The sequence below is a fragment of the Streptomyces griseiscabiei genome (genome assembly GCF_020010925.1).
Lineage (GTDB): Bacteria > Actinomycetota > Actinomycetes > Streptomycetales > Streptomycetaceae > Streptomyces > Streptomyces griseiscabiei.
Genome location: NZ_JAGJBZ010000002.1, coordinates 2,234,458 through 2,260,757 on the forward strand (window position 1 = coordinate 2,234,458; position 26,300 = coordinate 2,260,757).

Genomic DNA, 26,300 nt, shown 5'->3' on the forward strand with positions numbered 1-26,300 from the left:
TATCACGCTGAGCGGTATGGATGCGTATGACCCGGCTTCCCGCGAACCGGCCGATCATCCGGCGGAGGGGCCGCCCACGGCGCTCATCCGGGTGGACGCGTGGGGACACGTCGAGGAGTGGGGCGACGGGGCCGAGCGCCTGCTCGGTCACACCGCCGCCGAGGCGGTGGGGCGTGACGCCTCCGACGTGCTGGGGACGACGACGATGCCGCGCCCGCCGGGAGGGCGGGACTGGCACGGGACGCTGCCGCTGAGACACCGGGACGGCCGACGTCTGGACCTTTCCGTGACCGTCCGTGCCGTCCAAGCCGTCCATGCCGCGGAGAGCGGGCACGGAGGCTCGGGCGCCCACGAGTGGCTGCTGAACGCAGAGGGGAACGCAGAAGGGAAGGCGGGGGTGCACGCCGGAGAGAGCGTGCCGCTGTCCGCCGACATCGAGGACCAGGCCCTGGTCGACTGGGTGCTCCACCGGTCTCCGGTGGCCGTGACCGTCTACGACCGTGACCTGCGCTGCGTACGTCAGAACGCCGCGATGCGGCGGGTGACGGGAGTGTCCGAGGAGGATCGGATCGGCAAGGGACTGGGCGCGGTGCTGACCGGTCGCGATGTGGCCGCTTTCGAGGAGCGGATGCGCAGGGTGCTGGAGACGGGCCGGCCGGAGGTCGACTTCCTGATCCGAGGACGTACCCCCGCGGACACCGACCACGACCATGTGTTCTCGACCTCGATGTCGCCCGTCCGCCGCCATGACGGGCGGGTCCTGGGGGTGTGCACGACGGTCATGGACATCACCGAGCAGCACCGGAGCCGGGAACGGCTGGACCTGCTGAACCGGGCCAGCACGTACATCGGCAGCACACTCGATGTGACGCGCACGGCGCAGGAACTGCTCGAACTGGCGGTTCCGCGGCTCGCCGACTTCGCCAGCGTCGATCTGTCGGAGAGCCTGCTGAGCGGCGAGGAGCCCACCCCGGCGCCCGCGACCGGTTCCGCGGTGCTGCGCAGGGTCGCCCACCGGTCCGTGCTCGCCGGGACCCCCGAGGCGGTGGTCGCGGTGGGCGAGGTCGACGTCTACCCCGAGACCTCGCCGCCCGGGCGCTGTCTGGCCACCGGACGGTCCGTCCTGAGCAGGAGGATGGACTCGGCCGTCGGACGCTGGCTGGCGGAGGACCCGGTACGCGCCCTCAGGACCAGCGCCTTCGGTATCCACTCCTGGCTTCATGTGCCGATCACCGCCCGGGGCAGGATCATGGGGGTGGCGCTCTTCGTGCGCTGGCGGCGCGACGAGCCCTTCGAGGAGGACGACCTCACGCTCGCCGAGGAACTGGTCGCGCGGGCGGCCGTCTGTCTCGACAACGCCCGGCGCTTCACCCGTGAACGGACGGCGGCCCTCGCGCTGCAACGCAGTCTGCTGCCCCGGAGGCTGCCGGAGCTGTCCGCCGTGGAGGCCGCGTCGCGCTACCTGCCCGCACAGCCCGGTCTGGGGGTCGGCGGGGACTGGTTCGACGTGATCCCGCTCTCCGGTGCCCGGGTCGCCCTGGTGGTCGGCGACGTGGTGGGCCACGGCATCGAGGCCGCCGCCGCGATGGGCCGGCTGCGCACCGCCGTCCGGACCCTGGCCGACGTGGACCTCACCCCCGACGAACTGCTCACCCAGCTCGACGACCTGGTCATCAGGCTCTCGGACGGGTCCGAGGGGACCGACGGGTCCGAGGATCCCGGCGGAACCGGGGTGACCGGGGCCACCTGCCTGTACGCCGTCTACGACCCGGTGTCCGGCCGCTGCACCCTCGCCCGCGCCGGCCACCCCGCTCCCGTCCTGGTCCTCCCGGACGACGGGCCCCGGGTCCTGGACATCCCGGCCGGACCCCCACTGGGGCTGGGCGGGCTGCCGTTCGAGACCGTCGAGGTGGATCTGCCCGAAGGGAGCCTGCTCGCCCTCCACACGGACGGCCTGGTCGAGTCCCGCAGCCGCTCCATCGACGCCGGGCTGGACGCGCTGGGCCGCGCGCTGACCCGTCCGGCGGGCTCGCTGGCCGAACTCTGCGACCACGTCGTACGGGACCTGCTCCCGGAGCATCCCGACGACGACGCGGCTGTGCTGCTGGTCCGGCCGCGCCTGCTCGACGCCGCCAGGATCGTCTCCTGGGACATCCCCGCCGATCCGGCCGCCGTGGCGCGGGCCCGCGCGGACGCGGTCCGGCAACTGGAGGCCTGGGACCTGGCGGACGTCGCCTTCGTCACCGAACTCGTCGTCAGCGAACTGGTCACCAACGCCCTCCGCTACGGGGCCGACCCCGTCCGGCTGCGGCTCATCCGGGACCGCACCCTGATCTGCGAGGTCTCCGACGGCAGCAGCACCGCCCCGCACCTGCGCCGGGCCCGGGTCTTCGACGAGGGCGGCCGGGGCCTGCTGCTCGTGGCCCAGCTCACCGACCGCTGGGGCAGCCGTCAGCACCCCACGGGCAAGACGATCTGGTGCGAGCAGACGCTGCCCGACGGGTGACGGCGGTCCGGCGGGGTCAACGGCCGACCGTGTGGCGCACCGGGAACACCGCCCACCCCGCTCGGTGCGCGAGCGTTCCCCACAACCCTCGCGGCAGATACAGCGAGACCACGATGGCCACCGCACCGACCACGACGAGGTACCAGACACCGCTCTGCGCGAAGTACTTGTCGAGCAGGAAGTACGCGAGGGCGCCGATGACCGGGCCCTCGACGGTGCCGATGCCGCCGATGATCACCATGAAGACCATCAGGGCGGAGTACTGCACACCGAAGATCTGTGTGGGGGAGGCGACGCCCAGGCTGTTCACGCAGATCACCGCGCCCGCCGCCGCGCAGCCCGCCGCCGCCGTGATGTAGACGATCCGCTTGCCCCGGGTGACGTCGACGCCGAGCGAGCCGGCCGCCGTGTCGTCGTCCCGGATCGACTGGAGGCCCAGACCGAGACGGCTGCGCAGCACCGCGTACGTGCCGAGCACCGCCGCCGCCATCACGGCGAGCGCCAACCAGTAGGTGAACGCCCGCCGCAGCACGGGGTCGGCGGTGACGTCGGACAGGCTGCGTCCGCTCGCCGCGCCCAGCGAGTCGAAGCGGACCACGATCAGACGGACCACTTCGGCGATCACCCAGGTCCCGACGGCGAAGTAGCCGCCGCGCAGCCGGAAGGCGAGATACGACAGCGGCCAGGCGACGAGCGCGACGAGCGCGGCGACGACGAGTGTGCCCGCGTAGACGTTCACCCCGTGGTCGTTGACGACGAAGAGCAGATAGGCACCCAGGCCGATGAACGCCTGCTGGCCCATCGACATCATGCCCGCGTAGCCCGCGAGCAGGTTCCACATCGAGGCCAGCGCCACCAGATAGCAGAGTTTGACCAGTTGGGCCGTGACGCCGGAGTCGACGAGGTAGGGCAGGGCCGCCATGGTCAGCAGGACGACGGCAGTGCCGGTCAGGCCGAGAACCGTCGCGCGACCGCCGCGGTGGACGGTCGGCAGCGTGGTCGCCGTGGTGGCGGGGGCTGTCTGGACGGTCATGCGGGCACACTCCTGCCGAACAGGCCCTGCGGGCGGAACACCAGAACGAGGAGGAAGACCAGATGGCCCGCGAGCAGGGGCAGGTCGGGGGAGATCTGGGCACCGACGGACTGCGCCACCCCGAGCACCATGCCGCCGGCGAGCGTGCCCCACAGGGAGCCCAGGCCGCCGATGATGACGGTCTCGAACGCGAACAGCACGGTGAGCTGACCCTCGTACGGGGTCACACCACCCTGGCGCATGGTGTACAGGACACCGGCCAGGGCGACGGTGCCGAAGGCGATGACCGAGGTCAGGGCGTACACACGGCGGTTGTCGACGCCCATCAGCCGGACCACCGAGCGGTCGTCGGCCGTGGCCCGGACGATCCGGCCGGACTGGGTGCGGTGCAGGAAGAACTGCAGCGCCACCAGCACCGCGACCGCCGCCACCAGGGTGATCAGCGGGAACCAGCCGATCGACAGATCGCCGCCGAGATGGATGCTCGCCGTACCGAGGGAGCCGATGGACAGGGGCTGGGAGTCGTTGCTGAACACCTGCACCAGGACGTTCGGAATGATCACGGAGATGCCGAACGTCACCAGCATCGGGGCGAGTTCGCCGATCCCCATCGCCCGGTCCAGCATCGACCGCTGGACGAGGTAGCCGAGCGCGCCGACCGCGACCATCGACACGACGATGCTGAGCGGGACGGGCACCCCGTAGTGACTGGCGGTCACCGAGGCGACGTAGCCGCCGAGGATCATCAGGTCGCCGTGGGCGAGGTTGGCGACCCGCATCACCCCGAACACGAGGGACAGGCCGGCCGCCGCCATGGCGAAGATGCCGCCGAGCAGCATGCCCTGCACGATGGTGTTGATCCAGGTCATGGGGTGGTCACCTCCGGGTGGGCACCGGTGCCGAAGTAGGCAGCGGTGACCTGGTCACGGGTGAGGTCGGCGGCCGGACCGGTCAGTACGACGCGGCCCTCCAGGACGCAGGCGATCCGGTCGGCCACCGCGAACGTGCGGTGCAGGTCCTGTTCGACGAGGACGACCGTCGCCCCCGTCGCGCGAATGCCGGGCAGCGCGGTGTACAACTGGTCGACGACGAGCGGGGCCAGACCGAGGGAGACCTCGTCGAGCAGCAGCAGCCGGGGGTTGCCCATCAGCGCGCGGCCGATCGCTACGGCCTGCTGCTCGCCGCCGGAGAGTCGGGCCGCCTTGCGGGTCCGGCGGTCGGCGACGAGCGGCAGCGTCTCGTACACCTTGGCCAGGTCCCAGGGCCCCTTCCGCCCGGTGGCGGCGCCCACCTGGAGGTTCTCCTCGACGGTGAGGGACGGGAAGAGGCGCCGGCCCTCGGGTACCAGGCCGATGCCCTGGCGGGCCCGCTGCACGTCCGACGCTCCGGTGACGTCCTCGCCCGCGTAGCGCACCGTGCCGCGAAACGGCCTGAGCGAACCGGCGATGGTCCTCAGCAACGTCGACTTGCCGGCCCCGTTGGCACCCACCAGGGCCAGCAGCTCGCCCTCCGCCACCGCCAGGTCGATGCCGAACAGGGCCTGGAAGTCGCCGTATCCCGCGTCCACGGACTCCACACTCAGCAGTGCCGCGCTCATGCCGCCGTACCTCCGAGGTAGACCTGGGCGACCTCGTCACTGGCCAGCACCTCGTGCGGGTCGCCGTCGGCGTGGATCCGGCCGAAGGCCAGACACACCAGCCGGTCGACGACCTGGACCAGGGCCTTCACCACGTGCTCGATCCACAGGATCGTCAGGCCCGACTCCTTCAACGACAGGACGGTGGCGACCAGTTCGGTGGCCTCGCCCTCGGTGAGCCCGCCCGCGATCTCGTCCAGGAGAAGCAGGTCGGGCGCGGTGGCCAGCGCCCGGGCCAGCTCCAGGCGCTTGCGGCCCAGCAGCGGCAGTGAGCCGGCGGGCTTGTTGGCCAGGGGGAGCAGACCCGTGGTCTCCAGCGAGCGCAGCGCCAGCTCACGGGCGGCGCCGCCCCGCAGGCCCGCGCCGCGCTCGGCGCCGACCAGGGCGTTCTCGAACACGGTCAGGTCGCCGAACGGGCGGGGGATCTGGAACGACCGTCCGATGCCGAGCCGGCAGCGCTCGGCGGTCGAGGTCCGGGTCACGTCCCGCCCCGCCAGCCGCACACTGCCGCCGGTCGCCCGCTCGACCCCCGAGATCGCGCTCAGCAGGGTGGACTTGCCCGCGCCGTTCGGGCCGACGATGCCGACGGCCTGGCCCCGGGGGACGGTCAGCTGAACGTCCTCCAGTACCCGCAACTCGCCGAAGCTGACAGCCAGATGCTCGACCTCCAGCAGGGGGGCGGTCACAGGGCCTTCGCCTTGCCGTCGAGCTTGACCTGGGGCAGCAGCGTGTTGCTGACGACATCGAGGTCGTACGTCTTGCCGCCGCCCTTGACCCACTGGGTGCCGACCATGGGGATCGTCGCGACGTTCTTGACGGGGTTGCCCTTGCCGCCACCGGTCCAGGAGAGGTGGCCGAGCACCGTGTCCAGGGTGGTCCTGCCGATCTGCGCGGCGACGGCCTCCCGGTTCTTCGGGTCGGCGTTGCGCAGGACGTGGTTCGCCACCTCGAACAGCGCGTGGTTGGGGCCGAGGCCCTGGTTCCACGAACGCCCCTTCGACAGCGGGGACTTCTCGTAGTCGGCGGCGAGCTGTGTCGCCGTCTGCCCGGTGAGGGTGGACGTGAAGGGGAACTGGGGCACCCACCAGCTCGCGGTGCACAGCCCGTCGCCCAGCCCGTTCGGCAGCGATGCCACGGAGGACTCGAACAGGATGGCCTTGGAGATCGTTGCCACCTTCGGCCTGAACCCCTGCTGCGCGGCCTGGGTCCAGAACGTCGCGAAGTCCGGCGGCGTCGGCACCCCGGCGAGGATCTCCACGCCCTCCTTCTTGAACGTCGCGATGACCGACGAGAAGTCCTTGGTGCCGCCCTCGTAGGAGCCGGGATCGACGAAGGTGAACCCCTTGGTCGCCGCCTGGGCGCGGTAACCGGTCGCCTTGTCACGGAAGGCGTTGCCGTCCGAGTCGTTCGGCCACAGGACACCGACCTTCTTGTTGGTGTCGAACAGTCGCCACATGTCGCTCTCGACCGTCGCCAGGTGCTCGATGCCGTCGAAGAAGTGGAACGTGTACGTGAAGGTCTTCTTCGCCGAACCGCCCCGCCCGAAGAAGTACGCCTGCCAGGGCTCGATCGTGGAGACGCAGGGCACGCCCTCGCTCTCGCACTTGTCGGCCACCGGGTGGACGGTCTCCGGAGTGGCGGTGACCAGGATCAGGTCGACCCGCTCCTGTGAGATCAGCTCGTCCGCGACGGTCGACGCCTGCTGCGGGTCGGAACCGGTGTCCCGGTCCAGGATCTCCACCTCGTACTTCTTGCCGTTGTGGGTGATCCCCTTGGCGAAGAAGTCCCGGGCCTGCTTGAGAAGGTAGGCGTCGGACTCGGCGAACGCGGCGTAGGCGCCGGTACGGGGACTGACATAGCCGATCTTGATGGTGCTGCCGGACGAGCTTCCCGAGCCTTTGAGGCCGGAGCCGCAGGCCGAGAGCAGCGGCACGGCGCCCATGGCGGCTGCGCCGAGCCCGAGGCCCCTGAGGACGGCACGACGAGTGGGCTGGTTCGCGGGGTGTTCCATGGCGGGCTCCTGAGTGCCTTCAGCCGCAGGGACCGAGGTGTGCTGCGGCGGATGGAGAACGTGGCGCGAAGGTAGGGGCGCCGTCCCCGTCTGGGCAGGACATGGATTCGATATGAGAGACGGCTACGCAAACCGTTGCGAAACGGCGCCGGACGCCGAGGTGACCGGAGCACGGCCACCGGCCCGGTGAGCGCTACCGTGGTCTCGCATTGCGAAACCACCCTGTTCGCGCCCTTGAGCACCCCCTCTAAGGTCCGCACATGCAGACCGCCCTCGCCCGCCTCGCCGCCGGAGAGGTCACCAGCGTCCGGCTCACGCAGGAACTCCTCGCGCGAGCGGAGGAGACCCGTGACCTCGGCGCCTTCATCACCCTCGACGCCGACGGCGCGCTGGACGCGGCCCGGTCCGCGGACCGCGACCCCCGGCGCGGGCCGCTGCACGGGCTGCCGCTCGCCGTCAAGGACAACATCCACGTCGCGGGCCTCCCCAACACGGCCGGCAGCCGGGCCCTGGCCGGTTTCGTCCCCGCGCGGGACGCGCCCGTGGTGACCCGGCTGCGGAAGGCCGGGGCGATCGTCCTGGGCAAGGCGAACATGCACGAGTTCGCCTTCGGGGCGACCGGCACCCGGGGTTCCTTCGGTCCCGCGCGCAACCCCGCCGACCCGGCCCGGTTCGCGGGCGGCAGCAGCGGCGGAACGGCCACCGCCGTCGCCTCCGGCGCCGCGCCCGCGGGGCTCGGCACCGACACCGGCGGCTCGGTCCGCGTCCCCGCCGCGCTCACCGGCATCGCGGGCCTGCGGCCCACCACCGGCCGCTACCCGGGCTCCGGAGTCACCCCGCTGTCCTGGACACGTGACACCGTCGGACCGATGGCCCCGACCGTCGCCGATCTGGTGGTGCTCGACACCGTCCTGGCGGCCGACCCGGCACCGGTGGGCCGCCCACGACCGGCGGACATCGTCCTCGCCGTCCCGCAGCACCACTTCACCGAACTCCTGCACCCGCGTACCGCAGCCGTCTGGGAGCGGAGCCTGGACACCCTCGCCCGCGCCGGGGTCACGCTGGCGCCCGTACGGCTGCCGGACGTGGAGTCGGCCGAGGAACTGATCGGCTTCCCGGTCACCCTGTACGAGGCCGGCCAACTGCTGCCGCCCTACCTGCGGGGTGCCACCGGGGAAGAACCGGCGAACTGTCTGTCACGGGTCGCGGACCCGGACGTGCGCACGGCGCTGGCCGAGTTCGTTCTCGACGACGCTCCGAGGGCCGTGACCGACATGGAGTACCGAGGGGCCCTGCGCAACCGCGACCGGGTCCTCGTCGACGGCTACGCCCGGATCTTCCGCACCGCGGACGCCGTGCTCTTCCCCACGACACCGCTGCCCGCCGGACTGATCACGACGGAGTCCGAGCAGGTCGAACTGCACGGAAGACCCAGGCCGGCCTTTCACACCTACATCCGCAACACCGGACCCGGCAGCGTCGCCGGTCTTCCCGGTGTCACCGTGCCCGCCCCGTCGGCGGACCCGGGACTGCCGGTCGGGCTGGCCCTCGACGGGGCCCCGTACGCCGACCGTCGGCTCCTGGGCATCGCCCTGCTGGTCGAACAGCTCCTCATCGAGGGAGCATGAAGAGAAGGAGACCGACATGACCGAGTCCGTACGCACGTTCCGAGCCGCCGCCGTCCAGGCGGAGCCCGCCTGGACGGACGTCGAGGCGGGAGTGGCCAAGACCGTCGACCTCATCGCCGAGGCGGCACGTGGCGGTGCCCGGCTCATCGCCTTCCCCGAGGTGTGGATCCCCGGCTACCCGCACTTCCTGTGGCTGGGCGCGGTCGCCGACCAGATCCCGCACATCGCCCGCTACCACGCCAACTCGCTCGCCCCCGACAGCCCGGGCATGACGACGATCCGCCACGCGGCCCGCCGCCACGACATCACCGTCGTCCTCGGCCACAGCGAGAAGGACCACGGCACCCTCTACATCAGCCAGACCGTGATCGCCTCCGACGGCAGCGTCCTGCTGCACCGGCGCAAGCTGAAGCCGACCCACGTCGAGCGCTCCCTGTTCGGCGAGGGCGACGGCAGCGACCTCAAGGTCGTGGACTCCCCGCTCGGCCGGATCGGCGCGCTGAGCTGCGCGGAACACGTACAGCCGCTGAGCAAGTACGCCCTGTACGCACAGCACGAGCAGGTGCACGTGGCCAGCTGGCCCTGCTTCGGCCTCTACCGCGACCTCGCCTTCCAGCTCAGCGCCGAGGCCAACATCGCGGCGACCCAGGTGTACGCCATCGAGGGCGGCGCCTTCGTCCTGATGGCGACGCAGGTCATCAGCCCGGCCGGCATCGACCTGTTCGCGACCACACCCGAGCAGCGGCGCCTGCTCACCGCGGGCGGCGGCTGCTCCCGCGTCTTCGGCCCCGACGGCCGCACGATCAGCAAGGAACTCGCCGAGGACGAGGAGGGACTGGTGTACGCCGACATCGATCTCGACCTCATCGACATCGCCAAGAACGCCTACGACCCGGCCGGCCACTACAGTCGGGCGGACGCCGCCTACCTCGTGCACCGCCGCGCGCGGCGCACGCCGGTGGTCGCGGACGGCGCGGACGGCCCGGCCGAGACGGACTTCCCTCCGCTGGAGGGCGAGACCACCGAGGGCGGCGCCGCCTGATACCCCCACGTGCCACGAGGTGACCCGACGATGACCGAGCCCGCCGAAGACTCTCCGGCAGCCGCCAAGCCCTCCGTCCAGACACTCGACCGGGGACTGCGCCTGCTGGAGGTGATCGCGATGTCGGACGTCCCGCTGACGCTGCCGGAACTGAGCCAGCAGATGCGGCTGCACCGCTCGATCGTCTACCGCCTGCTGCGCACGCTCCAGGACCACCAGCTGGTCGCCCACACCCCGCGCGGGTACGTCATCGGCACCCGCGCCCAGTCACTGGGCCGCCGTACCCTGCCCATGCTCCAGCGGATCGCCAAACCGGAGATCGCCAAGCTCACCGCACGTGTCGGCCTGACCTCCTTCTTCGTCGTCCGGGACGCCGAGGAAGCGGTCACGCTCGTCTCCGTCGAGGTCGAGAGCGCCCGGCTGCGCACCGTGTACAGCCCCGGCGACCGGCATCCGCTGACCCTGGGCTCCCCGGGCATCGCGATGCTCGCCGCCGAGACCCCGCGGCCCGGCGAACGTCCCGAGGTGGCCCGGGCCCGGGCATGTGGATACGCCACCACCCGCAACGAGGTCGTGCCCGGCCTCGCCACCGTCTCCGCACCCGTGGTGTCCGCACCGGGGCAGGCGGTGGCCGCGGTCTCCATCCTCTTCACCGTGGAGCGCCCGGGACCGCAGCAGATCGCGGCGGTCCTCGACACCGCCCGCGTGATCACCGGACGACTGCGCACGGAACTGTCCACCGGCGCCGTGCTGCCCGGCCTGGACTGACGCCCCGTCAGGACGGTCGTGGCCTCCTCGGGCCTCCCGTCGGCGGACCGTGTTTCGCATTGAGAACGTGCGGGTGTCCACGGCCGGCAGTGGCCTCTAGCGTCCCCCTACTGCCAGGAAGGGAAGCCGCGATGACCACAGGTGCGACGGCGAAGACCGTCAAGGAACAGACCTTCGACGTCCTTCGCCTGTATGGACTCACCACCCTGTTCAGCAACCCCGGATCCACCGAGGTCGGCTTCCTCGCCGACCTGCCCGCCGACTTCGAGTTCGTCCTCGGCCTGCACGAGGGCTCCGTCGTCGCGATGGCGGCGGGACACGCCCTCGCCGCCGGCGACCCGGCCCTCGTGCTGCTGCACACCACCGCCGGCTACGGCAACGCGGTGAGCGCCCTGGCCACCGCGCGCGCCAACCGGGCGCCCCTGGTCGTGATCGTCGGCCAGCAGGACCGCAGGCATCTGGCCCACGAGCCGTTCCTGGCCGGCCGGCTGGACGGGCTCGCGGGGGAGTACCCGGTGTGGCAGCACACCCCGGCCCGCCCCCAGGACGTGCCCGGAGCCCTCGCCCGTGCCTGGCACGAGGCCCGGGAGGGCCGGGGTCCGGCCGTGGTCGTGGTCCCCATGGACGACTGGTTCGAACCCGCCGACGAGAGCGTGCCGCTCGCCGCCCCGGCCGTGCTGGAAGGCGGCCGGACCGTCCCCGACAGCGCGCTCCGGGACCTCGCCGCGTTCCTCGGCGCGGCCACCGCGCCCTGCCTCGTCGCGGGCGCCGGGAACGACTCGCCGGAAGGCTGGCACGCCCTCACCGAACTGGCCGAGCGCCTTCAATGCCCGGTCTTCCAGGAGGCGTTCGGGGCCCGCGCGGGCTTCCCCCAGGACCATCCGCTCTTCGCCGGACACCTCCCCGCCGTCCGCTCCCGGCTGCGCGCGGCACTGGCCCCGTACGACAGCGTCCTCGTCGTCGGAGCCGCCGCCTTCCGCCAGTACACGTACGAGCCCGGCGACTTCACCGAGCCCGGCACCCGGGTCGCCGTCGTCTCCGACGACCCGGAGGAAGCCCACCGCAGCCCCGCCGAACTGGTCCTGCTGGCCCAACCGGCCGACACCGTACGCCGCTTGACCCCGATGGTCGCCGCCCGCCCCCGCGCCGGGGCGACGCCCCCGGCCGAGGCACCCCGGCCGCCCCGGGACGGCGAGCCGCTGCGCGCTGCCGATGTGCTCACGGCGCTCGCCGAGCGCCTCGCCCCCGACACGGTCGTCGTGGAGGAGAGCCCCTCCAGCCGCCCCGATCTGCACCGGCTGCTGCCCGCCCGCACCTCCCTCGGCTTCCTCAGCGCCGCCATGGGCGGACTCGGCTTCGCGATGCCCGCGGCCATCGGCGTCCGCAAGGCCGCCCCGGACCGCCCCGTCGTCACCGTCATCGGCGACGGCTCCTCCCTCTACTCGATCCAGGCCCTGTGGAGCGCCGCCCACTACGGCGTCGGCGTGCTGTTCGTCGTCCTCGCCAACGGCCGCTACGCGATCATGGACCGGCTCTCCGAACGCGAGGGGGCCGCCGCTCCGGCCTGGCCCGCCTTCACCGAGCTGAGCGTGGGGACGCTCGCCCGGGGCCTCGGCTGCCCGGCCGAGCGGATCGAGGACCACGCGACCCTGCTGTCCGTTCTGGACAAGGTCGTCCCCGGACTGGCGGACCGGCGGGAGCCGCTCGTCCTGGAGGTGGCCGTCGAGGCCGACTCCACGTACCACTCCTGAACCCGCCCGTGACTCTCCGGCACTTGTGAAAGGGAACCCCGCGTGAAGGTCGTCATCATCGGAGGCGCCGGCGGTATCGGCTCCTCCGCCGCGTTCAACCTGCTGTCGGCACAGGGAACGTACGAGATCGTCCTCGTCGACACCCGGCCGAACATGATCACCAGCCACACCATGGACCTGGAGAACGCCCTCGGACTCGGCACCACCGCCGACGTGGTGCGTGGCGGCACCCCCGAGGACGCCCTCGACGCCGACGTCGTGGTGCTCAGCGCGGCCGTCCCGCTGCGGCTGAACTCCTCGCGCTCCGTCTTCCTCGGCGACAACGCCCGGATCGTCGCCGACTGCCTGCGCCCGCTGCGCGAGGCCGGCGACGCCTTCGGCGGAGTGGTGCTCATGCTCACCAACCCCGTCGACCCGCTGCTGACCTGGACCCACCGCCAGGGCTGGCTGCCCCGGCACCGGCTGATCGGCTACACCCTCAACGACAGCCTCCGGCTGCGCACCGGCATCGGTCTCGCCCTCGGCGTCCCCGTCAAGGACGTCGACGCCTGGATGCTCGGCGAGCACGGCGAGGGCCAGGTACCGCTGTACAGCCGTATCACCGTCGGCGGCGAACCCGTACAGCTCACCGAGGAGCAGCGGCGGCAGGCCGAGGAGTACGCCGACACCTGGTACACCCGGCACGTGTCCCTCGACTCCGGCCGCACCTCCACCTGGACGACGGGGCTCGGCACCGCCCGCCTCATCGAGGCCATGGCCACCGGTTCCGACACGGTGGTGCCCGCCTCGGTCGTCCTGGAGGGCGAGTACGGCGTCCACGGCGTCAGCCTCACCGTGCCGGTCCGGCTGGGACCGCAGGGCATCCGGCACATCGAGCGCTGGGACCTGCCCGCCGCCGAACTGGACGGCATGGGCGAGGCGGCCGTCCGCGTCGAGGCGTCCATGGCCGACCTGCCGGCCGTCCCGCTCACCCAGCCCTCCTGACCCGCCGGCGCACCACAAGCACCCCACCCTTCCGAGGAGAGCCGCTCCCATGACCATCACCAGAGAACTGCTGATCGGCGGCAAGGACGTACCCGCCGCCTCCGGACGCACCACCGACGACGTCAACCCGTACACCGGCGAGGTGTACGCGACCGTGGCCGCCGCCGGGCCCGAGGACGTCGAGCGGGCGGTGGACGCGGCGGACGCCGCGTTCGAGGCGTGGGCGGCGCTGGCCCCCTTCGCCCGCCGCGCCGTCCTCCTCAGGGCGGCCGACCTGCTGGAGGGGCGCGGCGACCAGGTCGCCGACCTGATGGCACAGGAAGCGGGCGGCATCCGGCCCTGGGCCCACTTCAACGTGGCCCTCGCCGCGAACATCCTGCGCGAGGCCGCCGCCGCGATCACCGCACCGCGCGGCGAGGTCCTCGGCACCCAGAAGGAGGGCGCCCTGAGCCTCGCGGTGCGCGAACCCCTGGGTGTGGTGGCCGCGTTCGCCCCCTGGAACGCCCCGGTCATCCTCGGCGTACGAGCCGTCGCGGCGCCGCTGGCGGCGGGCAACACCGTGGTCGTCAAGGCCAGCGAGGACGCGCCGATCGCCTGCGCGCTGCTGGTGGGGGACGTGCTGCGGGAGGCCGGCCTCCCCGACGGCGTGCTCAACGTCGTGACCAACGACCGCGCGGACGCCGCGCTGATCGCCGGGACACTGATCGGCGACCCGAGGGTGCGCGCGGTGAACTTCACCGGCTCCACCGGAGTCGGCCGCGTCATCGGCGAACTGGCGGCCCGTCACCTCAAGCCCGCCGTACTGGAGTTGGGCGGCAAGAACTCCGTCATCGTGCTCGACGACGCCGACGTCGACTACGCGGTCGACGCCGCGACCTTCAGCGTCTTCATGAACTCCGGCCAGATCTGCATGTCCGGCGACCGGATCCTCGTCCACGAGTCGCTGGCCGGGGAGTTCACCCGGAAGTTCACCGCGAAGGTCGCCGCGCTCCAGGCCGGCGACCCCGCCCACCCGCACACCGTCGTCGGGCCGCTGGTCAGCTCCGACGCCGCCCAGCGGGTGGCCGGGCTGGTACGGGACGCCGTGGCCAAGGGCGCGACGGTCCTCCTCGGCGGCGGAGCACCGGAGGGTGCCGTGCACCCGGCCACGGTGCTCACCGACGTACCGAAGGACGCCGACCTGTACCACGGCGAGGCGTTCGGGCCGGTGTGCGTGCTGGAGACCTTCACCGACGACGACCGCGCGGTGGCCGTCGCCAACGACACCGACCACGGGCTGACCTGCGGCGTCATCACCGAGAACGCCACCCACGGACTCGCCGTCGCCCGCCGGATCCGCACCGGCATCGTGCACGTCAACGACCAGTCGGTGGCCGACGAGCCCATGGCCCCCTTCGGCGGGGTGAAGGCCTCCGGCTACGGGCGCTTCGGCGGACGCTGGGGCATCGAGGCCTTCTCCAGCACCCGCTGGGTCACCATCGCCACCCGGCACGCCCACTACCCGTTCTGACGCGCCCCGGCCGCCCGGAGGGCCGCGCCGGCCGGTGAACCGACATCCGCGGTCCCCGTGGACCGCGGATCCCTCCGCTACTGTCGCCCGCATGGTCGAACCCGCTGCCCACCAGGTCACCCGCGACGCGTACGACGCCGTTGCCTCCCTCTACGCCGAGACGTTTCGCGAAACCCTGCGCGACCGGCCCCTGGACCGCGCGATATTGGGCGTCTTCGCCGAAGCCGTACGGGAGACAGGAGGGGACGGAGGGGACGGAGGGAGCGAGGAGAGCGGGAGGAACGAGGAGCGCCGGGTCGCGGACCTGGGGTGCGGGCCCGGTTATGTCACCGCCCATCTGGCCGGGCTGGGCCTGGCGGTGTTCGGCGTCGATGCCTCGCCCGCGATGATCGAACTGGCCCGGGAGGCCTGCCCCGGCCTGCGGTTCGACGTGGGCTCGATGCAGGCGCTCGACATCGCCGACGGTGAACTGGACGGCGTCCTCTCCCGCTGGTCCGTCATCCACCTTCCGCCGCCCGAACTCCCCGCTGTGCTCGCGGAGTTCCACCGGGTGCTGGCCCCCGGCGGTCATCTGCTGATCGGCTTCTCGGCGAGCGAGGACGCGTCGCATCCGACCCAGGTCTACGACCACGCGGTGGCACCCGCCTACCGATGGTGGCCCGATCACCTGGCCGCACTGCTGCGCGACACCGGGCTGGACGAGGTGGCGCGCATGGTCCGTGAGCCCCAGCCCACCGACCGACGCCAGTTCCGGGAGGTCCAACTGCTCGCCCGCAAAGCCCCGACGGACGCTGCCTGATCCACCGGAGCCGATCCGGGACCGCTGTCGCCGTGGGCCCCGGAGCGAGCCGTGATCGGCCGGATGCGGTCTGTGCACGAGTGGGCCAACGCCAGTAACTTGTGCGGCCTTCGCGTCCTGGGGGGTCTCGTGAACCGTCTCCGTACGCTCGTCGTCTGCCTGCTGATCGCGGGTACGGCGGTCGCGTCACCGGCCGGGGCGGTGACGCCGACCGCCGCCGGCACAGCGGCCCGCGCCGCCGTGCCCGGCGCGGCGGCGAAGCCGGGCTGGTCGGCGCTGCCCGTGCCGGCCGCGGCCCCGCCGGTGACCGTGTCCGGTCTCGCCGCCCGCGGGCCGCGCGAGGCGTGGGCGACCGCGTCCGAGCAGACCGCCGACGGCCCGCGGCCGGTGCTGTACCGGTGGGACGGCACGGCCTGGAGCCGGGACACCACCTTCCCCGGCGCCGACGAGCCGGGGACGCTCCGCGAGGTGCGGTTCGTGGGTGAGGAGATGTGGACCCTTCATGTCCGCGCGGGGGAGGGGGAGATCCTGCGCCGGTCGGCGGCCGGCTGGAGTGCCCTCCCGCTGCCCGGAACCCTGTGGACGTACCAGGACTTCGCCGCCGTACCCGGTGCGGCGTGGGTGGTCGGCGAGGACTCCACCGGACTGAAGGTGCTGCACCACGACGGTTCCGGCTGGACCGTACAGCCCACCCCGGACGATGTGCTGTACCTGATGGGCGTCACCGCCCGGGCCGCCGACGACGCCTGGGCCTGGGCGGACACCGGCACCGGGACCACTGTCCTGCGCTGGGACGGCACGGCGTGGCGGGACGCGCGGGTGCCGCTGCCGCCCGACGCCAACATCCACACGATCCTGCTCGAACCGTCCGGCCGGGCCACCATCGGCGGCAGCCAGTACGTCGACGGCGCCGCCCGCACCTATCTGATGACCTTCGACGGCCGTACCTGGCACACCAGTTACCCACGGCTCGGCGACACCGACGCCTCGGCCGTCGTACGCGGCCCGGACGGCGCCCTGTGGCTGCCGGTACGCAGCGACCGCGCGTTCCAGTCGAAGTACGCCCGCGTGGACGGCGCCCGCACCACCTTCTCCTACGGACCCGAGCGCACGAACGCCATCGACGTCAGACCGCGCGCCCTGGCGCGCGGCGGAGGCTCACTGCTGTCCTTCGGGACCGTCGAGATCTACGGCGCGAAACCGAACCTCATGAGCGAGCGGCTGGGAGGCTGACCATGGCACGTGGACCACTCGTCGCGCCGCTCGCCACCGCCCTCACCTGCGCTCTCCTGACCGTCATGGGCCCCATGGGGTCGGCCGCGGCGGACACCCCGCGATCGGCCACGGCGGACACCCCGGCCTGGCGGCACCTGCCGGTCCCGGCGCAGGCGCGCCCGCAGGCCGCGCTGAACGAGGCCGTGGCGTTCGGGCCGGACCGGGCGTGGGCGGTGGGTACCGACGCCGTGGGCCGTGAGGCGCCGGGCTTCCCGCTGGTGCTGCGCTGGGACGGTACCGCGTGGCAGCGCCGGAACCTGCCCGGGACCGGCTGGCAGGGAGAGCTGTTGTCCATCGCCGCGACCTCACCGTCCGAGGTCTGGGCGGTCGGCCGCGACGCCGCCGGCGGTACCCGTCTGCTCCGCAACGACGGCGGCGCCTGGTCCGAGAGCCGGCCGCCGCGCGGAGTCCTCCTCACCAAGGCCGTCGCCGGCGGCGGTGAGACCTGGCTGACCGGTACGCGGGACGGCGCGCAGGCCCTGCTGCGCCGGGACGGGCGCGGCTGGCAGGACATGCCGGTGCCGCCGGGCACGGTGTACGGCCTGCACGTCCTGGCCGCCGACGACGTCTGGGCCGCAGGCGCCACCGACGCGGGCGCGGCCGTGTCGCACTGGGACGGGCGGGAGTGGCGGCAGACGATCGTGGACGGGTTCCCGAGGTCGGCCGTGAGCAGCGTGCTGGCGGTCTCGCCGACGGAGGTGTGGGCGGGCGGCACCGCCGGGTTCGTCGGCGGCCCGCCGGGCCGGCCGATCCCGCCCCTGCTGGCCCGCTTAGACGGACAGACCTGGAACCGGGTGACCGTGCCCACCGACTTCGGCGCGATCGCCTCACTGGCACCCACCCCGTCCGGCACCCTGGGCTGGGTCGCGGTGGCCCGCTCCCAGAAGTGGGGCCCGCCGGGCAGCGTCCCGCCGTTCGTGCCCGGGCCCGCCTTCCTCGCCTGGGACGGGCAGGCGTTCACGGCGTACGACGAACCGGTGGTGACCGGGGAGGGCGGCTCGTCGGCGCTGCGGCTGGCACCCGTGCCGGGTACGGCGTCGGTCTGGTCGGTCGGCCGCGCCGACGGGCCGGAGGGCACCTTCGCCCCACGAGTCCTGCGCTTCGGCTGAGGGGCCGCTACGCGGCCTGCGGGACGAACGAGTGCATGGCGTCCGCTCCGGGCCGGACGACGCCGTAGCTGCTCTCGGGAACTTCGTTCCAGGCGCCGGGCATGTCACCGAGGGGCTCGGAGACGATCAGCCGGGTCTCGTCGGAGACCTCCCGCAGGAAGGCCAGATCGGGGTGGAGGGAGCGCAGGGTCTCCACCCGGGTGCTGTAGAAGAGCGAGCGGGACGTCTTCTGGCTGGAGTAGCGGAAGGTCCACAGCGACTCTCCGTCCGTCACCGCGACCGTCATCTGCAACGGGAACTCGATCCCGTGCTCATGGCCGGTCCGCTCCACCAGACCCGCCATCCGCGCGACGGCGCCCGGCGGATCCTCCTCCAGACCGAGGGTGAGCGCCAGGTAGAACATCAGCTCGGAGTCCGTCGAACCCTCGACGGAGGCGAAGAGCTCCGGGGCGACGGCGAGGGAGAGGTCCCGCCGGACCAGGTGGAAGTCGGCGATCGCGCCGTTGTGCATCCACATCCAGCGGCCGTGCCGGAACGGATGGCTGTTGGTCTGCTGCACCGCCGTACCGGTCGAGGCCCGGATGTGGGCGAAGAACAGCGGGGAGCGGACGTGGTCGGCGATCTCCCGCAGATTGCGGTTGCTCCACGCCGGGCCGATGTCACGGAAGACCGCGGGTGTCTCCAGGTCCGGCGAGTACCAGCCGATGCCGAATCCGTCACCGTTGGTGGTCTCGACGCCCAGCCGGGAGTGCAGACTCTGGTCGATCAGGGAGTGCGCCGGCCGGTAGAGGATCGTGTCGAGCAGGATGGGCGTTCCCGAGTAGGCGAGCCACCGGCACATCGGTTACCACCTTCCTGACGCACGGGCCGCGAGGGTGAACCGGCCGTGCGGGACCCCTGGGGACTGGCACTCCCATGGTCGTGCGGCCGTCCGTTGATCGCCACAGGACGGGTCAGTCCCGGTGGCCCCGATAGCCGCGCAGTTTCCGGTACAGCGTGGCGCGGGCGATGCCCAGGGACGCCGCCGCGCGGGCCTTGTTGCCTCCGTTGCGGCGGAGGGCCTCCAGGATGGCGGAGCGTTCGGCGTGCTCCATGGGGCTGAGCCGCCGCGCGGCGGGGCCCTCACGGACGGCGTCCGGCAGCTCGGCGCGCCGGACGGGCCCCGTCGCCCGCCGCTGTTCGGCCAACGCCCGGACGACATGGACGAGTTCGGTGACATTGCCGGGCCACGGATGCTGTTCCAGGGCGCGCAGGGCGTCGAGGGTCCAGGTGAGCGGGGGCTGTCCGGGCGCCGGCTTCGGGGCGAGGGCCGTCAGCAACTCCCGGATGTCCTCCGGCCGTTCACGCAGCGCGGGGAGGGTGACCGAGCGGGCGGCCAGGGTGTCCAGGAGCCGTTGGAGGCAGGGACCCGGCGGGGTTCCGGGGGTGTAGGTGACCAGCAGCGGGGCGCCTGGGTGGGTGTCGAGGAAGGAGTTGAGGGCCGCGGTGTCGGGTTGCGGGAGTCGCTCGACATGGCGGACCAGGAGTGCGTGGCCGCCCGTCAACGCGTCGGTCAGGGAGCCTGGTTCACCTTCCGCCGCGTCGACCGTCCGTAGCCCGGGGGTCAGTTCGCGGGCGAGCGCCGTCTTCCCGGTGCCACGCTCACCCACGAGCAGCAGTGGCTCGGACGACCGCGCCAGCTCCGTCGCGCGCCCCACCGCGTGCCGCCACGGCACCGAGTGCCCGGCCAGCCCCACGGCACCGGCACCCCGCGCGGCCCCCACGGCACCCCCCTCCTCCAGGGCCTCCAGCACAGCCACCGCGCCGATGACCGCCCCGCGATGCGACACGGCCGCGACCGTCGCGAAACCCGGCACCCCGTCCGGAAGCCGGATCCGGTGAGCACCGGGGGACATGTCGCTCGCTGTCGCAGCGGACTGCGCCGTACCGGACTGCGCCGTACCGGTATGTGCCGCACCTGTAGGGGTCGCACCTGCATGTGCCGCACCGGTGTGCGCCGCAGCGGTCTGCGCCGTGGCGGCCACCGCCGTCGGCGTAGCCCCGGCAGAGCGCACGGTCGCACCCGCCACGTCCTCTCCCCCTTCATCCCCGTCATCCCTCTCACCTCCCGCCCTCCGCTCCCCGTTCGCGTCCCGCAGCAGCGAGGTGACGCTTCGTTCCAGCGCGTCCAGGGACTCCGGTGACAGCAGGCGCCCCGCGGCCTCGTTCACCAGGCGGTTGCGGCCGTCGAGGGCGACGACGGCCCGGTCCCGGTCCCGCGTGGCCCGCAGATACGCGTCGAGGAGGACCCGCTCGGCCGGCTGGGACCGCGCCAGCAGCTCCGCCTCGACGGCACCGGCGGCGGCCTCGGCGAGGGAGGCCCACGGATGGGGAACGCACTCGGCACAGAGCCCGGAGGTGACCGTCACCGTGCCGAGGGTCCGACCGGTCTCCGGGGCGAGCACGGGCACACTGACCGCGGACACGTCCTGCCACAGATCGAGGAAGTGCTCCGGCCCGTGCACCTCGGAGCGTCGGCGGGTGCGCAGCGCGAGCGCCGCGCTGTTGTGGCCGACCACCTGCTCGGAGAGGTCCTCGCAACAGGGATCACCCGGCGCGCACCCGGTCGCCCACAGCACCCGCAGCCGCTCGTCGGTCAGCACGAGCGCCGTCCGCCCGGTGCCGACGGCGGGGCCGAGCCGTTCCAGCACCGGCCGCGCCGCCGCCAACAGGGCGGACTCGTCCGGCCGTACGGGATCGCGGGGCGGGCCCGCCGCGGTGCCCGGCACATCGTGGCGTACGCCGAAGAACCGGGCCCGCCGCCAGGCGGCGACGACCTCCTCCGGCACCCCGTCCGGCAGCCGGTGTCCTTCGAGGAACAACTCACGGGCCCTGCGCAGCGCCGCCAGGGCAGGGTGGACGGGAAGACGCTCTGCGGTGGTCACGACGGCACTCACCGTACCCGGCGAAGTTGAAGAGGCGACAACCGGCCCGAATCCGCCGGCGAGCGAGCGCGCGAGCGCGCGCGACGACCAGTGCACGCGCCCCCTGAACGGCCACGGCCCGGCTTCCGTATCCCTCCCCGTCCAAGGCCCGGCAAACCGCGCCCACTGTCTCTTATTGAGACACCCACGCTCCCGCACCACCGTCCATGATCTTGAACGGTCGGTGCTTGTTCTCATTTTCAGGAGCGTTCCCGTGCACACCGTCGAGCCGTTCGCAGAGCCGGTCGCCGAGCCGCAAGTCGAGCCGGATGTCGTGACCGACGTACTGATCGTGGGCAGCGGCCCGGCGGGCGCGTCCGCCGCGCTCGCCCTGAGCACGTACGGCGTCCCGAACATCGTGGTCACCCGCTACGCGAGCCTCGCGGACACGCCCCGCGCGCACATCACCAACCAGCGCACCATGGAGGTGCTGCGCGACCTCGGCGTCGAGGACGAGGTGATCGCCAAGGCCACCCCGCAGCACCTCATGGGCGACACGACCTTCTGCACCAGCCTCGCGGGGGAGGAACTGGGCCGGGTCCGCTCCTGGGGCAACGACCCGCTCGTACAGGCCGCGCACGAACTGGCCAGCCCCACCCGGATGTGCGACATGCCGCAGCACCTCATGGAACCGGTGCTCGTCGACGCGGCCGTGGCGCGCGGCACGCGCCTGCGCTTCAGCACGGTCTACAAGTCCTTCGTCCAGGACGACGACGGCGTCACGGTCACCGTCGAGGACCGGCTGCGCGGTGACGAGTACACCATCCGCGCCAAGTACCTGATCGGCGCGGACGGCGGCCGTTCCCAGGTCGCCGAGGACGCCGGGCTGCCCATGGGCGGCCAGATGGGCGTGGCCGGCAGCATCAACATCGTCTTCGACATGGACCTGTCGAAGTACACCGCGCACCGCCCGTCCACGCTCTACTGGGTGCTGGCCCCCGGCGCCACCGTCGGCGGCATCGGCGCGGGCCTCGTGCGGTGCGTACGGCCGTGGAACGAGTGGCTGATCGTCTGGGGCTACGACGTCACCGCGGGCGCCCCCGACCTGACCACCGAGTACGCCGAGTCGATCGTCCGCAGACTGGTCGGCGACGACGAGATCCCGGTGACCATCAAGTCGTCGGCGGCCTGGACCGTCAACGAGATGTACGCGGAGACCTACGCGAACGGGCGGGTCTTCTGCGCCGGCGACGCCACGCACCGCCACCCACCGTCCAACGGCCTCGGCTCCAACACCTCCATCCAGGACGCCTACAACCTGGCCTGGAAGCTCAAGCTCGTCCTCGACGGCACCGCGTCCCCGACGCTCCTCGACACGTACACCGCCGAACGTGCCCCGATCGGCAGGCAGATCGTCACCCGCGCCAACAAGTCCATCGGCGAGACCGCCCCCGTCTTCGAGGCCCTCGACGGGCTCTCCCCACAGACCCCCGAACAGCTCTGGGCCAACATCGCCGCCCGCAAGGACGCCACCGAGGCCGCCGAGAAGCAGCGGGCGAGGCTCCGCGAGGCGATCGCGTTCAAGGTGTACGAGTTCAACGCGCACGGCGTCGACCTCAACCAGCGCTACTCCGCCGGGAGTTCCGCGGCGGTCGTGCCCGACGGCACGCCCGACCCCGGCTTCGACCGCGACCCCGAGCTGTACCACCAGCCCAGCTCCCGCCCCGGCGCCAAACTCCCGCACGCCTGGATCACCTCCGGCACCCGCACGCTCTCCACCCTCGACACCGTCGGCCGGGGCCGCTTCACCCTGCTCACCGGCATCGGCGGCGCCGACTGGATCCGGGCCGCCCAGGCCCAGCCCCTGGACATCGCCACCGCCGTCATCGGCCCCGGCCAGGAGTACGAGGACCCGTACGGCGACTGGGCCCGGCTCCGCGAGACCGCCGACGGGGGAGCCCTCCTCGTACGACCGGACGGTTACGTCGCGTTCCGCCACGCGTCGCCGGCCGCGTCCCCGGCGGACGCCGAGCGGCTGCTGACGGAGGCGGTGCGGCGGATTCTCGGCCGTGCCTGAAAAGGGGCGGCCGTGGCGTACCCCAAAGGGGGTGACCACGGTTTGCCTGAAAGGAACGGAACGGCATCGCGCCCAGCCGTGGCGCGGGCGCAGGAACAGTCGTAGGAGTGGGGCATGACCACCGAATTCACCACCCGGATCACCGAGGCGGTCGTCGACAGTCTCGACGGCACGGCCGACCCTCGGCTGCGGGAACTGCTCGCCGCCCTCACCCGCCACCTCCACGCCTTCGTCCGCGAGACCGAGCCGACGACGGCGGAGTGGGAGCGGGCGATCGCCTTCCTCACGGCGACCGGCCAGGCCTGCACGGACACCCGCCAGGAGTTCGTCCTCCTCTCGGACGTCCTCGGCGTCTCGATGCTCGTCGAGACGATCAACAGCGGCGAGGGCGACGAGCACCAGAGCGAGGATGACGAGCACAGGAGCGAGGGGCCCGGCGGTGTGACCGAGTCGACCGTCCTCGGCCCGTTCCACATGACCGAGTCACCGGTCCGGGAACTCGGCGCGGACATCGACCTGCTCGGCCGCGGCGAACCGTGTGTGATCAGCGGGCGCGTGCTGTCCCGGGACGGCACGCCGCTGCCCGGCGCGGTCCTCGACGTCTGGCAGGCCAGCGCCGACGGCTACTACGACGTCCAGCAGCCCGACACCCAGCCGGCGGGCAACGGCCGTGGACTGTTCACGGCGGACACCGACGGCCGCTTCTGGTTCCGCACCTGTGTGCCGAGCCCGTACCCCATCCCCACGGACGGCCCCGTCGGCGACCTCCTCCGGGCGACCGCCCGGCACCCGTACCGCCCGGCCCACATCCACTTCATCGCCTCGGCCGAGGGGCACGCCCCGGTCACCACGCACATCTTCGTGGCCGGCGGCGACCACCTCGACTCGGACGCGGTCTTCGCGGTCAAGGAGAGCCTCGTCCAGGACTTCACGGAGACCGACGATCCGTCCCTGGCACAGGAGTTCGGCATGCCGAACCCGTTCCGCCACGCCCGCTTCGACCTCGTCCTGAACCCCCGGCCCACCGCGCCCGGCGCCGGCGACGCGGAGCGTGCGTGATGGAATTCGTGCACGAGGCCCGGCCCATGCGGGTCGTCATGCGCGCGGGCGCGGCGGTGACGGCGGTCGCGGGGGAGGCCGAACGGCTGGGCCTGCGAAGGCTGTTGGTGGTGTCCGGCCCGAGGGGCGAGGAGACGGCCCGGGCCGTCGCGGACCCGCTCGGCGACACGTGCGCCGGACTGTTCACGCGGGCGCGCCAGCATGTGCCGGTGGACGTGGCCGACGAGGCGGAGCGGATGGCGCGGGCCGTGGACGCGGACGGCTGTGCGGCCGTCGGCGGCGGCTCGGCGATCGGCCTGGGCAAGGCGATCGCCCTGCGCACCGGACTGCCGCTGATCGCCGTGCCGTCCACCTACTCCGGCTCCGAGATGACCCCGGTCTGGGGCCTGACCGAGCACGGCGCCAAACGCACCGGCCGCGACCCTTCGGTCCTGCCCCGCAGTGTCGTCTACGACCCCGAACTCACCCTCTCCCTCCCGGTCCCCCTCTCCGTCACCAGCGGTCTCAACGCGGTCGCCCACGCCGCCGAGGCCCTGTACGCGCCGGACGCCTCGCCGCTGGTGTCGCTGACCGCAGAGGAGGGCGCGCGGGCCATGGCGGGCGCGCTCCCCGAGGTGGCGGCCGACCCCGGTGACCTGGAGGCGCGCGGCCGGGCCCTCTACGGCGCCTGGCTCTGCGGCACCGTGCTCGGCGCGACCACCATGGGCCTGCACCACAAGCTGTGCCACGTCCTCGGCGGCACGTTCGGCCTCCCGCACGCCGAGACCCACACCGTCGTCCTCCCGTACGTCCTCGCCTACAACGCCCCGGCCGCGCCGGCGGCCATGACGGCACTGGGCCGCGCCCTGACCGCCGACGACGCCCCCATGGCCCTGTGGACCCTGTCGGGCAGCCTCGGCGCCCCTCGCTCCCTGGCCGAACTGGGCCTGCGCGAGGCCGACTTGGCGAAAGCCGCGGCTCTGGCGACCGCCCAGGCGTACCCCAACCCGCGCGAGGTCACCACGGCGGACGCCCTGGAGGTCCTGAGAGCCGCGCACGGAGGCGACCGCCCACCGGCCTGGTCCTGACACCCGCCGAGTGGCCGAGGGACGGACGGGCCGACGCCGACGGGCCACCGACCACCACAGAGCACAGACCGAACAGAATCAAGAACCGAAAGGTGATCACCATGGCCCTCGGACTGCTCCGGCGGCGCTTCAGGAATGCCCCCGGAGGCGCCGCGGGCGCCATGTTCCCGGTGCCGGACGGCGCGGGTGTCGTCCTGCGCGAGGTACTGGACCCGGTGAACCAGCCCATGGGCGCGGCCGATGTGACGGTCACGGAACTGCGCAGCCACCGCGTCGCCGCTCGCGGTGCGACGGACCCGTACGGCTTCTTCACGGCCGTACTGCCCCCGGGCACCTACAGCATGCTGATCATGGCCGAGGGCCTGGAACCGCACCGCGAGACGGTCGAGGTCCTGCCGGACGCCGGTGTCTCACGGGAGCGGGTGTGGCTCCAGTCGGCGAGGGCGCTCGAACTCCCGGCCCCCGGCACCTGGCTCTTCGACCCGCCGCACACCGCGATCCGCTTCATCGCCAAGCACGTCGGGATGGCCCATGTGCACGGCCGTTTCGAACGTTTCGAGGGCGGCCTCGCGATAGCCCAGGACATGAGCCAGTCCCGCGTGCACGTCCGGATCGACGCGTCCAGCATCACCACGGGCAACAACACCCGTGACACACACCTGCGTTCCGCCGACTTCCTCGACGTCGAACGCTTCCCGTACATCGACTTCGCCAGCACCCGCTTCGCCTATCGCGGCGGCAGCAAGTGGACCCTCCAGGGCAGCCTCACCATGCACGGCGTCAGCCGCTCCGTCTCCCTGGACACCACCTACCTCGGCACCGTCAACGGCGGCTACGGCGAGGAACTCCGCTGCGCCGCCCTCGCCAAGGCCGAACTCCACCGCGAGGACTACACCCTCAACTGGCGCTCCATGCTCGCCCGCGGCATCGCGGTCGTCGGCCCCACCGTCCAACTGGAGCTGGACGTCCAGGCGATGTACCGCACCCATGACACGCCCACTCCGCCGGAATAGCCCGGACCGCCGATGCGTGTAGAGGCCAGCTGACGTCTTCTGCCTTGTGGACGTGCGAAGTGCACTGACAGAGCATGGACAGGGAATACATCCGGGCGGGGCACCTTCTCCGCACTCAGCGGCTCTCAG

The 26,300-nt window shown here is 72.6% G+C and carries 21 protein-coding genes; 14 read left to right on the top strand and 7 right to left on the bottom strand.

The features are described 5' to 3' along the window. Nucleotides 1–16: 16 nt before the first annotated feature. Nucleotides 17–2,506 carry a SpoIIE family protein phosphatase gene (locus tag J8M51_RS27070; protein WP_086752395.1) on the top strand — a complete coding sequence of 830 codons (2,490 nt, stop codon included), beginning with the start codon at nucleotides 17–19 and terminating at the stop codon, nucleotides 2,504–2,506. 16 nt (nucleotides 2,507–2,522) lie between these two features. On the opposite strand, the gene J8M51_RS27075 is transcribed toward J8M51_RS27070, so the two are convergent. From J8M51_RS27075 to J8M51_RS27095, 5 genes are read right to left on the bottom strand one after another with little or no spacing between them, the layout of a single operon-like run. Continuing rightward, a complete protein-coding gene (locus tag J8M51_RS27075) occupies nucleotides 2,523–3,539 on the bottom strand; it encodes a branched-chain amino acid ABC transporter permease (protein ID WP_086752393.1) in 1,017 nt (338 codons plus the stop codon). After that, the gene (locus J8M51_RS27080; protein ID WP_086752391.1) at nucleotides 3,536–4,408 is read right to left on the bottom strand and encodes a branched-chain amino acid ABC transporter permease; all 873 of its coding nucleotides are present in this window, start codon (nucleotides 4,406–4,408) and stop codon (nucleotides 3,536–3,538) included. Before J8M51_RS27080 ends, J8M51_RS27075 begins: the two co-directional genes overlap by 4 nt. Next, nucleotides 4,405–5,136, bottom strand: coding sequence for an ABC transporter ATP-binding protein (locus J8M51_RS27085; RefSeq protein WP_086752389.1), 732 nt, complete (start codon nucleotides 5,134–5,136; stop codon nucleotides 4,405–4,407). The genes J8M51_RS27080 and J8M51_RS27085 overlap by 4 nt, the downstream gene beginning before the upstream one ends. Then, nucleotides 5,133–5,861, bottom strand: a complete 729-nt coding sequence (locus J8M51_RS27090; protein ID WP_216587810.1) for an ABC transporter ATP-binding protein — start codon at nucleotides 5,859–5,861, stop codon at nucleotides 5,133–5,135. Before J8M51_RS27090 ends, J8M51_RS27085 begins: the two co-directional genes overlap by 4 nt. Next, complete coding sequence (locus J8M51_RS27095; protein WP_086763366.1) at nucleotides 5,858–7,186, bottom strand: ABC transporter substrate-binding protein; 1,329 nt, start codon at nucleotides 7,184–7,186, stop codon at nucleotides 5,858–5,860. The genes J8M51_RS27090 and J8M51_RS27095 overlap by 4 nt, the downstream gene beginning before the upstream one ends. Before the next feature lie 260 nt (nucleotides 7,187–7,446). On the opposite strand from J8M51_RS27095, the gene J8M51_RS27100 reads away from it, so the two are divergent. The 9 genes from J8M51_RS27100 (at nucleotide 7,447) to J8M51_RS27140 (ending at nucleotide 18,052) form a co-directional block, all read left to right on the top strand. Continuing rightward, on the top strand, nucleotides 7,447–8,814 hold the full coding sequence (locus J8M51_RS27100; protein WP_086763364.1) for an amidase family protein: 1,368 nt from the start codon (nucleotides 7,447–7,449) through the stop codon (nucleotides 8,812–8,814). A gap of 16 nt (nucleotides 8,815–8,830) precedes the next feature. After that, nucleotides 8,831–9,856 (top strand): carbon-nitrogen hydrolase family protein, encoded by a 1,026-nt coding sequence (locus J8M51_RS27105; RefSeq protein ID WP_086763362.1) that lies wholly within the window; start codon nucleotides 8,831–8,833, stop codon nucleotides 9,854–9,856. Nucleotides 9,857–9,886: 30 nt separating this feature from the next. Beyond that, nucleotides 9,887–10,624 (top strand): IclR family transcriptional regulator, encoded by a 738-nt coding sequence (locus J8M51_RS27110; RefSeq protein WP_086763360.1) that lies wholly within the window; start codon nucleotides 9,887–9,889, stop codon nucleotides 10,622–10,624. Between the two features lie 131 nt (nucleotides 10,625–10,755). Next, nucleotides 10,756–12,375 (top strand): thiamine pyrophosphate-dependent enzyme, encoded by a 1,620-nt coding sequence (locus tag J8M51_RS27115; RefSeq protein ID WP_267299539.1) that lies wholly within the window; start codon nucleotides 10,756–10,758, stop codon nucleotides 12,373–12,375. 42 nt (nucleotides 12,376–12,417) lie between these two features. Then, entirely contained in the window at nucleotides 12,418–13,359 is a 942-nt protein-coding gene (locus J8M51_RS27120) for a malate dehydrogenase (RefSeq protein ID WP_267299540.1), read from the top strand. 49 nt (nucleotides 13,360–13,408) lie between these two features. Next, the gene (locus J8M51_RS27125) at nucleotides 13,409–14,869 is read left to right on the top strand and encodes an aldehyde dehydrogenase family protein (RefSeq protein ID WP_086760277.1); all 1,461 of its coding nucleotides are present in this window, start codon (nucleotides 13,409–13,411) and stop codon (nucleotides 14,867–14,869) included. Nucleotides 14,870–14,960: 91 nt separating this feature from the next. Beyond that, entirely contained in the window at nucleotides 14,961–15,668 is a 708-nt protein-coding gene (locus J8M51_RS27130) for a class I SAM-dependent methyltransferase (protein ID WP_086760275.1), read from the top strand. Nucleotides 15,669–15,797: 129 nt separating this feature from the next. Continuing rightward, nucleotides 15,798–16,901, top strand: coding sequence for a hypothetical protein (locus J8M51_RS27135; protein ID WP_086760279.1), 1,104 nt, complete (start codon nucleotides 15,798–15,800; stop codon nucleotides 16,899–16,901). 2 nt (nucleotides 16,902–16,903) lie between these two features. After that, on the top strand, nucleotides 16,904–18,052 hold the full coding sequence (locus tag J8M51_RS27140) for a hypothetical protein (protein ID WP_086760273.1): 1,149 nt from the start codon (nucleotides 16,904–16,906) through the stop codon (nucleotides 18,050–18,052). 7 nt (nucleotides 18,053–18,059) lie between these two features. Here the strand turns inward: J8M51_RS27140 and J8M51_RS27145 are convergent, their stop codons facing one another. Further along, a complete protein-coding gene (locus tag J8M51_RS27145) occupies nucleotides 18,060–18,893 on the bottom strand; it encodes a class II glutamine amidotransferase (protein ID WP_086760271.1) in 834 nt (277 codons plus the stop codon). A 112-nt stretch (nucleotides 18,894–19,005) separates the two neighbouring features. Next, entirely contained in the window at nucleotides 19,006–20,976 is a 1,971-nt protein-coding gene (locus J8M51_RS27150; protein WP_267299541.1) for a helix-turn-helix domain-containing protein, read from the bottom strand. Between the two features lie 253 nt (nucleotides 20,977–21,229). Between J8M51_RS27150 and J8M51_RS27155 the strand changes: the two genes are divergently transcribed. The 4 genes from J8M51_RS27155 (at nucleotide 21,230) to J8M51_RS27170 (ending at nucleotide 26,171) form a co-directional block, all read left to right on the top strand. Further along, entirely contained in the window at nucleotides 21,230–23,032 is a 1,803-nt protein-coding gene (locus J8M51_RS27155; RefSeq protein WP_398856944.1) for an FAD-dependent oxidoreductase, read from the top strand. Between the two features lie 114 nt (nucleotides 23,033–23,146). Then, entirely contained in the window at nucleotides 23,147–24,091 is a 945-nt protein-coding gene (locus tag J8M51_RS27160) for a dioxygenase family protein (protein WP_086753555.1), read from the top strand. Next, entirely contained in the window at nucleotides 24,091–25,158 is a 1,068-nt protein-coding gene (locus J8M51_RS27165; RefSeq protein WP_086753557.1) for a maleylacetate reductase, read from the top strand. Before J8M51_RS27160 ends, J8M51_RS27165 begins: the two co-directional genes overlap by 1 nt. A 101-nt stretch (nucleotides 25,159–25,259) precedes the next feature. Next, nucleotides 25,260–26,171 carry a YceI family protein gene (locus J8M51_RS27170; RefSeq protein ID WP_086753587.1) on the top strand — a complete coding sequence of 304 codons (912 nt, stop codon included), beginning with the start codon at nucleotides 25,260–25,262 and terminating at the stop codon, nucleotides 26,169–26,171. Nucleotides 26,172–26,300 lie beyond the last annotated feature (129 nt).

What these genes read in the sequence shown, in the direction of transcription:
- J8M51_RS27070 (WP_086752395.1), top strand. Translation starts at nt 17, where the DNA reads ATGGATGCGTATGACCCGGCTTCCCGCGAACCGGCCGATCATCCGGCG.
- J8M51_RS27075 (WP_086752393.1), bottom strand. Translation starts at nt 3,539, where the DNA reads ATGACCGTCCAGACAGCCCCCGCCACCACGGCGACCACGCTGCCGACC.
- J8M51_RS27080 (WP_086752391.1), bottom strand. Translation starts at nt 4,408, where the DNA reads ATGACCTGGATCAACACCATCGTGCAGGGCATGCTGCTCGGCGGCATC.
- J8M51_RS27085 (WP_086752389.1), bottom strand. Translation starts at nt 5,136, where the DNA reads ATGAGCGCGGCACTGCTGAGTGTGGAGTCCGTGGACGCGGGATACGGC.
- J8M51_RS27095 (WP_086763366.1), bottom strand. Translation starts at nt 7,186, where the DNA reads ATGGAACACCCCGCGAACCAGCCCACTCGTCGTGCCGTCCTCAGGGGC.
- J8M51_RS27100 (WP_086763364.1), top strand. Translation starts at nt 7,447, where the DNA reads ATGCAGACCGCCCTCGCCCGCCTCGCCGCCGGAGAGGTCACCAGCGTC.
- J8M51_RS27105 (WP_086763362.1), top strand. Translation starts at nt 8,831, where the DNA reads ATGACCGAGTCCGTACGCACGTTCCGAGCCGCCGCCGTCCAGGCGGAG.
- J8M51_RS27110 (WP_086763360.1), top strand. Translation starts at nt 9,887, where the DNA reads ATGACCGAGCCCGCCGAAGACTCTCCGGCAGCCGCCAAGCCCTCCGTC.
- J8M51_RS27115 (WP_267299539.1), top strand. Translation starts at nt 10,756, where the DNA reads ATGACCACAGGTGCGACGGCGAAGACCGTCAAGGAACAGACCTTCGAC.
- J8M51_RS27125 (WP_086760277.1), top strand. Translation starts at nt 13,409, where the DNA reads ATGACCATCACCAGAGAACTGCTGATCGGCGGCAAGGACGTACCCGCC.
- J8M51_RS27130 (WP_086760275.1), top strand. Translation starts at nt 14,961, where the DNA reads ATGGTCGAACCCGCTGCCCACCAGGTCACCCGCGACGCGTACGACGCC.
- J8M51_RS27140 (WP_086760273.1), top strand. Translation starts at nt 16,904, where the DNA reads ATGGCACGTGGACCACTCGTCGCGCCGCTCGCCACCGCCCTCACCTGC.
- J8M51_RS27145 (WP_086760271.1), bottom strand. Translation starts at nt 18,893, where the DNA reads ATGTGCCGGTGGCTCGCCTACTCGGGAACGCCCATCCTGCTCGACACG.
- J8M51_RS27160 (WP_086753555.1), top strand. Translation starts at nt 23,147, where the DNA reads ATGACCACCGAATTCACCACCCGGATCACCGAGGCGGTCGTCGACAGT.
- J8M51_RS27165 (WP_086753557.1), top strand. Translation starts at nt 24,091, where the DNA reads ATGGAATTCGTGCACGAGGCCCGGCCCATGCGGGTCGTCATGCGCGCG.
- J8M51_RS27170 (WP_086753587.1), top strand. Translation starts at nt 25,260, where the DNA reads ATGGCCCTCGGACTGCTCCGGCGGCGCTTCAGGAATGCCCCCGGAGGC.